8 protein-coding genes are annotated in these 11,773 nt (G+C 42.8%); 7 read left to right on the forward strand and 1 reads right to left on the reverse strand.

Annotation, left to right across the window (positions count from 1 at the left end; all coding sequences use genetic code 11):
• Positions 1-24: 24 nt before the first annotated feature.
• From P2W71_RS07065 to P2W71_RS07080, 4 genes are all read left to right on the forward strand, one after another.
• Positions 25-2,346 carry a PQQ-binding-like beta-propeller repeat protein gene (locus P2W71_RS07065; RefSeq protein WP_276368831.1) on the forward strand — a complete coding sequence of 774 codons (2,322 nt, stop codon included), beginning with the start codon at positions 25-27 and terminating at the stop codon, positions 2,344-2,346.
• 79 nt (positions 2,347-2,425) lie between these two features.
• Entirely contained in the window at positions 2,426-3,691 is a 1,266-nt protein-coding gene (locus P2W71_RS07070) for a VCBS repeat-containing protein (protein WP_276368833.1), read from the forward strand.
• A 257-nt stretch (positions 3,692-3,948) separates the two neighbouring features.
• Positions 3,949-5,355: a hypothetical protein gene (locus tag P2W71_RS07075; RefSeq protein ID WP_276368835.1), complete on the forward strand. Its 1,407-nt coding sequence runs from the start codon at positions 3,949-3,951 to the stop codon at positions 5,353-5,355.
• Positions 5,356-5,479: 124 nt separating this feature from the next.
• Positions 5,480-6,604, forward strand: a complete 1,125-nt coding sequence (locus P2W71_RS07080; protein WP_276368837.1) for an acyltransferase family protein — start codon at positions 5,480-5,482, stop codon at positions 6,602-6,604.
• Positions 6,605-6,686: 82 nt separating this feature from the next.
• Here P2W71_RS07080 and P2W71_RS07085 read toward each other — a convergent pair whose 3' ends face one another.
• Complete coding sequence (locus P2W71_RS07085) at positions 6,687-9,011, reverse strand: glycoside hydrolase family 3 N-terminal domain-containing protein (protein ID WP_276368840.1); 2,325 nt, start codon at positions 9,009-9,011, stop codon at positions 6,687-6,689.
• A gap of 261 nt (positions 9,012-9,272) precedes the next feature.
• On the opposite strand from P2W71_RS07085, the gene P2W71_RS07090 reads away from it, so the two are divergent.
• From P2W71_RS07090 to P2W71_RS07100, 3 genes are read left to right on the forward strand one after another with little or no spacing between them, the layout of a single operon-like run.
• The gene (locus P2W71_RS07090) at positions 9,273-10,040 is read left to right on the forward strand and encodes a prolipoprotein diacylglyceryl transferase family protein (protein ID WP_276368842.1); all 768 of its coding nucleotides are present in this window, start codon (positions 9,273-9,275) and stop codon (positions 10,038-10,040) included.
• A complete protein-coding gene (locus tag P2W71_RS07095) occupies positions 10,030-11,427 on the forward strand; it encodes a radical SAM protein (RefSeq protein WP_276368845.1) in 1,398 nt (465 codons plus the stop codon). The genes P2W71_RS07090 and P2W71_RS07095 overlap by 11 nt, the downstream gene beginning before the upstream one ends.
• On the forward strand, positions 11,427-11,699 hold the full coding sequence (locus P2W71_RS07100; protein ID WP_276368848.1) for a hypothetical protein: 273 nt from the start codon (positions 11,427-11,429) through the stop codon (positions 11,697-11,699). The genes P2W71_RS07095 and P2W71_RS07100 overlap by 1 nt, the downstream gene beginning before the upstream one ends.
• The last annotated feature ends 74 nt before the right edge of the window (positions 11,700-11,773 follow it).

Genomic DNA, 11,773 nt, shown 5'->3' on the forward strand with positions numbered 1-11,773 from the left:
ACCAACTTTTAATTTAATTCACGGATGACCTTTATTCTAATGAAAAGAAGCGATGGGCTTAACCGGTTTCGTCTGCTTTTTCTAACGGCACTATCTGCGATCCTGCTGCCAGCTTGCAAAAATGTGGATGATAAAGCATACCGCACCTGGCAAGGGTATGGCAGTGGCCCCGACCAATCCAAATATTTTATCCAGGATCAGATTACAAAGGAGAACGTCAACCAACTTGAAGTAGCGTGGTCTTACGCCACCGGAGATGAACGCGATTATCAATGCAATCCAATTATCGTTGACAGTGTGATGTACGTGATGGCAAAAGACAATTCGCTCGTGGCGCTAAATGCTGTTACCGGTAAGGAAATTTGGATTCACGCCAACCTCAATGGTATCAGTCGACGAGGTATTACCTACTGGGAAAATGCGGACCGTTCAGATCGAAGATTGTTGTTTACATTGCGGAACAGTCTGCAGGCAATTGATGCCGTTACCGGTAAGGCTATACTTAACTTTGGCAAAGATGGCGCCGTAGATCTGCGGCAGAATCTCGGCATCGACCCTGAACAAATCGGCAGAATTGCTTCTCACACTCCCGGCACAGTTTACAAAGACATCATTATCCTTGGGTCATCGCCAGGTGAGTCTTACTTGTCGACACCTGGGCATGTGAGAGCATACAATGTAATTACCGGCAAACTGGAATGGAAATTCAATACAATTCCTCAACCTGGCGAATATGGCTACGACACCTGGCCACCAGATGCTTACAAATATATCGGAGGTGTGAATTGTTGGGGTGAAATTACAGTCGATGAAAAAAGTGGCATCGCTTATGTACCCCTTGGCTCGCCAACGTATGATTATTATGGCGCCGACAGGCATGGCGCAAATTTATTTGGCAACTGTCTGCTGGCATTGGATGCAAAAACAGGAAAACGCATTTGGCATTACCAGACCGTTCATCACGACTTGTGGGACTACGACCTTACGGCTGCGCCCCAACTCATCCGCGTGAATCACGATGGAAAAAATATCGATGCTGTGGCTATTGCCACCAAACAGGGATTCATGTTTGCTTTCGACAGAACTAATGGAAATCCGCTATGGCCAATCGAAGAACGACCTGTACCTCCCAGCGACATGCCAGACGAAAAAGCCTGGCCTACACAGCCCTTCCCCACGGTGTTAAAACCGTTCAATAGGCAGACCGTTACAGAAGATGACATTAGCCCGATATTTTTAAGCGACCAGGAATTAAAGGAATGGAAAGAGAGGGTAGCAAAAGCAAGAAAAGGTTTGTTTACGCCGCCGTCGGCCATCGAAACCATTGCAATGCCAGGGGCAGTGGGCGGTGCTAACTGGGGAAACACGGCATCGAATCCTGAAAAAGGTCTTGTCTATGTACTCACGCAGGATTATCCATCATTCTATAAATTAGCACTCAAGCCCCCACCAATACCAGCTCGTTTTTTGGCAAGGTTTGAATCGCAGCAGGCTATTGTAAAAGGGAAAGTTGCATACGAAGCCTTTTGCCAGACATGTCATGGTAAAGATTTGTCGGGTACTGGCGCTGCGCCATCGTTACTTGGACTCGGTCCAAAATTGAACGAAACAACAATTCACGAAGTTGTCATGCAAGGTATAGGAAGGATGCCACCAGTCCAGCACATCAGTGACGCAGACGTTTCCAATATAACGGCGTATCTGAAGGAAAAATCTACCGGGGTAGCAACCACACAAAAATTAGAAGAAGTGAAGATCTCGGGCCCAGTGGTAGCTGCCGGAGGAGCGCCGGGAGAAGTAGCAACTCGATCTACTGTCGCTTTCAGTATGGGCGGTAATGCATACCCCGCAGGCGTTAAGGTTCCAGCGGAACGATATTATACTGATTATGGATTAGGAAGACCTTTTATTTTAAATCCGCCGTGGTCCAGTATAACTGCGTATGATATGAATACGGGCAACATACAATGGACGAAACCTTTAGGAGAAGAGCCGCAGGCTGTGGCCAAAGGTTTTAACAATACCGGTGTGCCTACCGGGTCACAACGAAACGGGATCATCGTTACGTCAAATGGTTTACTCTTTGCGACCGTTACTAACGGTAAGATATATGCTTACGATGCATCCAATGGTGAAATATTATGGACAGGACAAACACCTTTGGGTATTGCTACCATGCCTTCCATGTATGAAGTTGATGGCCGTATATTTATTGTCGTGAATGCCACAACACCACAAGTTGAAGGCTGGAATCTAACCGAAGAACAAAAAGAGGCTATGGCAAAAAACGCAAAAAAAGGTGGCGCATATTATGTGTATACTTTACCTAATAACGATAATAAGTAACATGAGACTATCATTTCATTTATACCGCTATAAATTCGGTTTAGTAACTCCAACACTTCGAACCTCAACACTCGAGTCTATGAAAATATTCCTTTCCAGTATTTATCTGTTGGTTAGCCTGAACACGGCGTACAGCCAAACCAAAAAAATTTCATTCGATAAAGTTGTCATCGATTCCACCTATGTGTCGGAGGGAGTTACCACCGGTGACATTGACCGCGACGGATTAATGGATATCATTGCCGGGGACGTTTGGTATAAGGCACCTGATTGGAAACGATATGAAATAAGACCCCTTGGCCTTTACTATGGCATGATGCCGGATCCAACCAGACCGAGAGGTTCTGGTGCGAGTTATTATGCAAGATCCATTGCCAACTTTGTGAAAGACATTGATAGAGACGGATGGCTTGATGTAATCACGATGAATACACAAGGCGGTCCATGTTATTGGTATCGTAATCCAGCAGGGAAGTTTAATAATTTATGGCAAGAATATTTAGCAATCGAATTATTTCATAATGAAAGTCCGCAGATGGTTGATATTTTCAGTGACGGAAAACCCGTAATACTTGCTGGTAACCAAATCGGAAATAATAAATACACCTTAAGCTGGTTTTCAATTCCTGATGACCCCACACAATTGTGGAAGGCGAATGTAATTGGCCACCCTGATACGCTTACCTACTCCGTTAAATATCGCGAGACGATTTATTTTGCGCCAGGGGGTATGGGGCACGGACTGGGCATTGGCGATGTTAATAAAGACGGAAAGCAAGATATTCTAACGGCAAAAGGTTGGTATGAAAACCTATCAGCAAATCGGGACAACACGAAATGGAGATTCCATGCAGTTCCGCTCGATTCGCTGGCGGACGTAGAAGGACGCGGGTTAACTTTTTCGCACATGCACGTGAATGATTTTGACGGTGATGGCGACAATGATATTATCGGCTCATCTGCTCACCGTTACGGCCTGTGGTGGTTTGAAAATCAGAAAAAAGGAAAGGAAATTAATTTTATAAAGCGTGAAATATCGATGGCATATTCTCAGCTTCATTCAATTGCTGCTACCGATCTTGACAAAGACGGTGTGTTAGAATATGTGACTGGCAAACGATACCTCGCGCATCTCGGCAAAGATCCAGGCGAATTCGATGCTGCCGTGATCTTATATGTTCGTCCGGAAAAAATTGGAAAAGGGAAAGTTCAAATGCAGACGCATGTAATTGATGAAGACTCCGCATCTGGAACCCAGATATGGTTTGAAGATTTTAACAAAGATGGCAAAACAGATATCGTTACCTCGAATAAAAAAGGGACACGAATTTTTACGCAGAAATAAAATGTGCTTTGCTGAATAGTGTGGCAACGGCTTCGTGGTTGAGGATTTCAGTTACACCTGGCAATTGTCTCGCAGGGCCTCAGATCGTATGAAATTCTTTTGATATTGTTTTCTTCATGAAATTGGTATTCAGTCATGCCACGTAGGTCAAGCGCTCGGTCTAACGAATAGGTTGGGTTGTAATATTATGATCACTTAGTACTGCGATTTTCCTTCGGATTTTATAACGTTTCTATTTATCTTGAAAGAAAAAGTGCTTGAATAAAACCAGTCAAGAATCTCCAGGGTTCACACTGTTTGCTTTTACATGGGCAGTTGCTGGGTTGTTCCATCAATTGTCGTTTGAGAGTTGGCGATGGTACGATATTAAGGGTATAGTACTCACTGGTGTAATACTGTTGGTATTATTAAAGCCTTCCTCCTGGAAGCGTTTTGCGTTTTATTTAATAGTCGATTGGATTGTTGTAGCGTGGACATTTCCCTATCATCCGAATCATATTGTTTTTTCATGGATCGTCAACAGCACACTTCTGACTGCACTTTTTATTGCTGTCCTCAGAGATCGCTCTGAACTAAATTTAGGTTCCCGATGGTACAGTATTTTTGCTCCCTGGCTTCGCATCGAGCTTTGTCTGCTATACTTCTTTACCGTCTTTCATAAATTGAACACCAGCTATTTCAACCTGGACTGGAGTTGCGCAGCCCAGATGCACAGGGAAATAAATGAATGGATGCCATTGTTGCCAGGAGCCAGATGGGCTCAATCTTGGGCGATCTATGGTACGTTGATCATTGAAACAGCCATTCCATTACTTTTGTTGAAAGGGCGAACACGTTTAGCCGGTGTTATCCTGGGTATGTTGTTTCATGGACTGTTGGCGCTTCATCATCATCCCGGTTTATATAGTTTTTCTTCTACCATGACAGCGCTCTTCATGGTGTTTCTGCCGTTGAATGCTTCTGAAACATTGCTTCCACCCCGTCGTTTTCGACAAGTGCTGCAATGGGGATTGATAGTATTTGGTGTCGGTGTGTTCCTCTGGATTATCCGCCGGTGGCTGCCTTTTGAACTGCGCGTAGAGGATACGTTAGAATATAAAGTAAAAAGCGGATTTGTTGCGTACTTTGCATATCTCGGCCTGGGCCTTTATTGGATCTGGCGAAATTTCAAGTCACTGCGAATTCAGTCTAAGGTCTCCAGCGAGGGACGTTGGCGGGCATCTCCCTTATTAATTATTTTTCCATTGTTGTTGATTGTCAATGGATTTGGGCCCTATATCGGATTGAGAACGCAGACATCCTTTTCGATGTTCAGTAACCTTCATACCGAGAACGGTGTAAGTAATCATTTGATTGTGCCGGATGGAATTCAGATTACTGACTGGCAATATGATCTTGTTGAAATCGTAGACGCGAGTGATCCTGACCTTACCGCAGCGCGCGATAGTAATTTAATGGTAGTTTATTTAGATTTACGAAGAAGGCGTTCCGGGGGAAGTTCTGACTTCTGGGTAAAATTCCATCGAAAGGGAAGGACTGAAATCTTCGATTCGGCACGACCGGAAACACACAGCTCCATACCATCGATTGGGCTACTGGCCCGACGTTATTTTTATTTCCGTCCCGTAGAAAAGGATCCATTGAACGTACGTTGTAAACATTAAATATTATAATATGAGTCATCTTTCACCTGAAGATCCAGTCATTTCTTATTTCTGTCCACATGATGGCATGAACAAAAGTCGGTATTTTTTATTTGTTGTCGCTGGTGGTTGTTTATAAGCCAGGATGGATCAAGGATCAAATTTGAGCAGAAGATATGAACTGGATTGGCTACGTGTATTTGCGATCCTGATTCTCTTGCTATTCCATACCGGCAGGATTTTCGATATGAAGGAATGGCATATCAAAAATAATGAGCTAAGCGATAATTTTATTTACTGGATGCCTTTCCTCCAGTCGTGGCGAATGCCTTTGCTACTTTTTATCTCGGGTGCAGGATCCTACTTTGCTTTGGGAAAGCTAACGGCACTTCAGTTTTTTTTCCAACGCTTCAAGCGCCTTGTAATACCATTTCTGTTTGCCCTCGTGGTCATCATTCCGCCTCAACCCTATTACGAACACATCACAGCGTTCGCCAACTATTGGGATTTCTATAAATCGGTGCTCGATTTTATTCCGATTTATGAAGGAAGGATTCACCTGTATCATATATGGTTTATCGCGTACTTGTTTGTTTACACGCTGATGGCATTCCCCGTACTGCTTTTTTTGCGTTCACCAACATCTGATGTGTTTAAGGATGGAATATTGAGATATTTTTACAATCCTGTGCTGCTTCTTTTAATCCCGCCCGCATGTATTTTGATCACCCAGCTGATACTGCTTCCTGAATATGTGGGCCGAGCCTTTTTTGTTTATTATTTGTGTTTTTTTCTCCTTGGTATTATTTTTTACAGCAACCGCCGCCATACCGAAAGAATAGGAAAAAACAGGAAATATTTGTTGGCCGGCGCTGTCCTGGTCCTTATCCCATATGTAGTCAATTATATTACTGACGATACCATATACATATCAGATACGCTGACGTTAGCGTCAATATTGGAACGCGGCGTCGTGTTCGTTGGTTGGTTTTGGGTAATTACATTAATTGCATTCGGACAACATTATTTAAATCGTCCCCATCCCTGGTTAGCAACCATGACAGAAGGCATATATGCTTTGTTCATTTTGCATCAAACGGCGATTGTTGTGATTGGATACTATATATGCAAGCTTCCCTGGGGGATTACCACAAAATTCTGGACCATCAACATTCTAACATTATCATTTTGTGTAGCTTTTTATCTACTGGGTATACTACCATTTAACACAATGAGGCTTGTTTTCGGCATGAAACCAAAGCCAAGGTAAAAGGATCAGACTGATAGAGAATGATCCTTTCTCCAGGGTAGAAAAGTTTACAGATAGTCACCACGTTGAATGCATGCAAAATCTATTTTGATTTTCTTTTATACTTCGCCACACGTTTGTCGTTGATAACACCCTTCCAATTTAATCCAAAACTGAAATCATAAGCATTCCCTTCGCTGTCGATATGAGCACGCATGTCATGAGGAACATCTTCTAATTGTTGTTCCACTGTTTCCATGTCTGCCGGCATCTGAACAGGCAACAGTCCCGAGGGCTCAACGCCGGTAAGCACATCCATCACCGCCTGATCCATCACACCAAAGCCGAACAGTATTCCATCAACTTCCCTTTCAAATTCCGAAAACACCATCGGTCTGTTTCCATTGATTACTACAATGACGGGCTTTCCTTTCATGGTTGCTTTAGTCTCTAATATAGATTTAAGATCAGTGATGTTTGATGCTGTCACTTGTTTTCCTTTGTAAGACCTGTTTGTTATTGTAGGATCTATAACAGGATCACCAGCGGCTATACTTTTATCGCGGGCAGAGGATGCAGTATAGGGTCCGTACTGTAATGAAATGGGTACATAACCGTTGCCGCCTTTGTCTCGGTCATCCTTGCTGTAACCCACACCACCGTCGGGAGTTTTAACAAACACAATAGCAAAATCTGCTTTAGACGGATCGTCGGTGACATTTAAATACTTTTTTACGATTTCCATGTTAACCGGATTTTCGATACGCTCAGGCGTGACATTTCCAAACCAATCTCTTCCAGCGGGAACAACACGCTTTGGGATATATACGGTTTTGTTTTTCTGAAGAGGAAGGGTTTTGTTTTTATTCTTCAGCAAAACCAATGATTTCAATTGCGCTTCATATCCGGCAGCCATATATTCAGAATGACCAACAGTCTGTTTGGATAGCTGTGGATCCAGGTATGGATTATCAAAAAGACCTACACGAAAAATATTTTTTAACAGTCGCACAGCCGATTCCTCAAATCGTTTTCTTATCGACACTTCGCCGAATTCTTTAACTCCCATCTGATAAGCCTCGATGACCGGCCCAGCATCATTGTTACCACCGAACTGATCTACGCCTGCTATGATAGCTTTATAATGACGCTCCGCCACGGTCAATGTTTCAACGCCCCATGACTTGCCAGCAAAGACATCCGGGGTTTTACCTTCATCGGCCGTGATGACCCAATCCGTGCAGACGACGCCGTCATAACCATACTTTTTTCTGAGAAGATCCGTGACAATATATTTGGAAAAGCTGTTGCCAACGTTCTCTCTATTTGTTTTATCCTGATTGAATGAGATAGTATAGTAAGGCATCACGGCAGAAGCCTTTTTTGTAGGCCCGGCCAAATTAAAAGCACCTTTTAAGAAAGGTATCAGGTGCGTTTCAAAGTTATTACCAGGATATACAGCAAATTTTCCATAAGCAAAGTGACCGTCTCGTCCACCCTCTTCTGCCCCGCCACTGGGCCAATGTTTCACCATGGCGTTGACACTGTTGTAACCCCAACCGTCTTTGATTTCAGCAGCGCCCGATGAAGTTTGAAAACCGTCGATGTAAGCTCTCGCCATTTCTGCGGATAAAATCGGGTCTTCCCCAAACGTGCCGTTAATTCTATTCCAACGAGGTTCGGTTCCCAAGTCAATCTGTGGAGACAGTGCGGTAGCAATCCCTAGTGCACGATATTCTTTGGCGGCGATCGAACCAAATTTTTGCACGCGCTCGGGATCGAACGTTGCTGCAAGACCCAGTGCTTCTGGCCACATGGAGATCCTGCCACCACTTCCCAAATTATACTCGGCGTTGGCAACTGCATTGTGACGTGGATCAGAGCTGATGTTAACCGGAATGCCCAGCCCTAACCCTTCGGCTAGAGTTTGTGCATTGTTGTTCCAGCGTGCTGCAATCTCGGGACTTTCTACTGTTGTAATTAAGACATGTCGCAGATTGTCGTTTGTCAAAAAGTCGCGCTGCTGATCACTGAGGTCGGAAGGCTGCGCACCGCTTTCTGCCAGGGGCTTTCCATTATAGGTGCCGCTTCCAAATCCGCGTGCTCTGGCAGGAATAGACTGATGACCACTATACAGCATGAGGCCGGCGATTTGCGGCACTGTCATTTTTGAGGCTAAATCTTTTGCACGTTCCTCGGCTGTCAGTCGCCAGTCTTCATATTTATCCAGCGTTTCATTTTTATTCAAGTCTTTAAATGCAAGACCGTCGACAGTCAAAATTTTTATTCCTGATGCAGCAGCGTATCCGATCGCCTGGCCTTTTGGGTTGGTGATGATGGTATAATTTTCATGCTTCTGCTCAGTCCATCCTTGTCCAAATGACGCGGATGTGATTGCCGCAAGAAAAAGTATAAGGAATAGTTTCATAGTGTAAATAGATTATCAATGTGTAAGGTGTACACAATATATTTTTAATATTGCGTCCATCCAATTCCATTAGACATTTATCCCACATTATTCGACGGATTCATATAATTTACAAAGGATACAATTCGCCCGCGCTCGGTATATGATTTGGTCCATCCATTGTCAAATTAGTTTAGAACTCAAAAAATATATAAGTTAAGGCCACTTTGGACGGACTTACATTCAAATCTAAAGTCAACCCATACCGCTGATTAAAAGTGAATGACCTTCCCCATTGAAATTGCTTTTGGTGAATTCAGCATCAATGCCCACATTATTTTTGAAACCCTTGCATTCATTATCGGCTTTCAATATTTCATGCGATTAAAAAGAACACACTCAGATCCCATTTCAGAATCGAACAGAATATGGATTATCATCGGAGCGGCTTTCGGCGCTTTCCTTTTCTCGCGATTGCTGGGTTCGCTTGAAAATCCAGAGGCATGGCATCGATCTGATTATCCCTGGCTTTATTTTTATTCCAGTAAAACTATTGTTGGAGGTCTCCTTGGCGGATTATTCACGGTGGAGGTTACGAAGTATTTTCTGAATGAGAAATCTTCTTCAGGTGATCTATTTACTTTTCCTTTAATCCTTGCCATGATCCTGGGAAGAATAGGATGCTTTACGGCTGGTGTATATGAGCCAACATTTGGTATTGAGTCTAACCTTCCATGGGCAATGAATTTGGGTGACGGTTTGATGCGACATCCCGTTGCCTTATATGAAATTATTTTTCTTGTTGTACTTTGGATATTTTTATCACAACTGGAAAAGTATCGGCAGTTTGAGGGGGGCATACGATTCAAATTCTTTATGATTGCCTATTTGATTTTTAGATTTTTACTCGATTTTATTAAACCTACCCATGCTGTTTTGCTAAACCTCTCATCCATACAGCTTGCTTGTTTGGGTGGATTGCTCTATTACACCCGCACGTTATTTTTCATCTTCTATAATCCGCGTAAATTAATCCTGCATGCAAAATAATCGCGATTACATCTATTATGATCATACCATTAGCTTATGCAATGAGTGCCACAAAAGAATAGATGCCAAGATCATTTTTGAAAATGATAAGGTATTCCTTACAAAACGTTGTCGCGATCATGGCTTTCAAAAAGTGTTGATAGCCGATGATATCAATTATTACAAACAGATCAGGAATTATAATAAAGCGTCTGAGTATCCAATAAAGCCGCATACGGAAACTTATTTCGGATGCCCTTATGACTGCGGAATTTGTCCGGATCACGAACAACATTCCTGCCTCACTTTAATTGAAATCACAGATCGGTGCAACCTCACTTGCCCGACGTGTTATGCGAGCTCGTCTCCCACACACGGCAGGCACAGAACATTAGCAGAAATTGAATTCATGCTTAACGCGATTGTAAAAAGTGAAGGAGAGCCAGATGTGGTTCAAATCAGTGGGGGAGAACCAACAATCCATCCGGATTTTTTTGAGATACTGGATTTGGCAAACACAAAGCCAATAAAACACTTGATGGTAAATACGAATGGCATTCGCATCGCATCCGACCCCTTGTTTGCAAAAAGACTTGCGTCGTACATGCCGGACTTTGAAATATATCTTCAATTTGATTCTTTCGAACCTCATGTCTTGCAACAGCTGCGGGGAAAAGACTTAACAGATGTTAGAAGGAAGGCTATTGAAGTATTGAACGAACTTAACTTGTCCACCACCCTTGTCGTTACATTGCAGAAAGATTTAAATGATGGCGAGATTGGTAAGATCATTGCGTATGCCTTGGATCAACCTTGCGTTCGCGGTGTTACTTTTCAGCCGACACAAATCAGTGGACGTTTAAAGAATTTTGATCCGGCTTTGCATCGGTTAACCAACACGGAAATAAGACGTAAAATTCTCGAACAGACTTCTATATTTAAATCAAACGATTTGATCCCCGTTCCTTGTAACCCGGACGCCTTAGTAATGGGCTATGCCTTAAAGACGCCACAAGGTGTGCATGCGTTGACTCATCTTATAGACCCTGAAATGCTGTTAAACAATTCGAAAAACACCATCGTGTACGAGCAAGACGAAAGGCTGCATAATTATGTCTTAAAATTGTTTAGTACTGGTAACTCGATCGATTCATTACAAAGTGAATTTCATCATCTTTTGTGTTGTCTGCCAGATATTATTGCGCCGGCGTTTTCATATGATAACCTATTTCGAATTATCATTATGAATTTTATGGATGCGTACGATTTTGATGTTAGGGCCATTAAAAAATCCTGCGTTCACATTGTAGATCCTTCAGGCAAGATCATCCCTTTTGAAACGATGAATTTATTTTATCGTTCTGAGTTTGCAAAAAAATTATCGGACCTTAAAGCAGCCGTAATATAATGGAAGAGATAAAAAAAGTGGCAGGAATCAATTTAGCTATCCTGTTAGGCTATATGCTTTTAATTAATGTTGCTAATACGGGGCCTGAGCGTGGGCTTGGGGTTGCTATTTTCTCGGCAATGCTGATCGTAGTTCAAGTAGGTTTGAATATGCTGGTCGCTATCATCTACTTTGTGCAAAAGAAGCGCAGTGCGAAGTCGTATTTGCTGAGCGCGCTTATTGTTTTAATAATTGGCTTTTCGGCGTGCCTTGGAAGTACAATGATTGAATAGGGTATTCGTGATAACCGATCGGTTGAGTTAATGACCGTGCTCCAAATTAATTATTGAATTCTTTGTTTTGGGAC

The sequence above is a fragment of the Chryseolinea sp. H1M3-3 genome (assembly GCF_029360725.1).
Lineage (GTDB): Bacteria > Bacteroidota > Bacteroidia > Cytophagales > Cyclobacteriaceae > Chryseolinea.

Excerpts from the sequence above, each read along its gene's own strand:
- P2W71_RS07065 (WP_276368831.1), top strand. The coding sequence starts at position 25 with ATGACCTTTATTCTAATGAAAAGAAGCGATGGGCTTAACCGGTTTCGT.
- P2W71_RS07070 (WP_276368833.1), top strand. The coding sequence starts at position 2,426 with ATGAAAATATTCCTTTCCAGTATTTATCTGTTGGTTAGCCTGAACACG.
- P2W71_RS07080 (WP_276368837.1), top strand. The coding sequence starts at position 5,480 with ATGGATCAAGGATCAAATTTGAGCAGAAGATATGAACTGGATTGGCTA.
- P2W71_RS07085 (WP_276368840.1), bottom strand. The coding sequence starts at position 9,011 with ATGAAACTATTCCTTATACTTTTTCTTGCGGCAATCACATCCGCGTCA.
- P2W71_RS07090 (WP_276368842.1), top strand. The coding sequence starts at position 9,273 with ATGACCTTCCCCATTGAAATTGCTTTTGGTGAATTCAGCATCAATGCC.
- P2W71_RS07095 (WP_276368845.1), top strand. The coding sequence starts at position 10,030 with ATGCAAAATAATCGCGATTACATCTATTATGATCATACCATTAGCTTA.
- P2W71_RS07100 (WP_276368848.1), top strand. The coding sequence starts at position 11,427 with ATGGAAGAGATAAAAAAAGTGGCAGGAATCAATTTAGCTATCCTGTTA.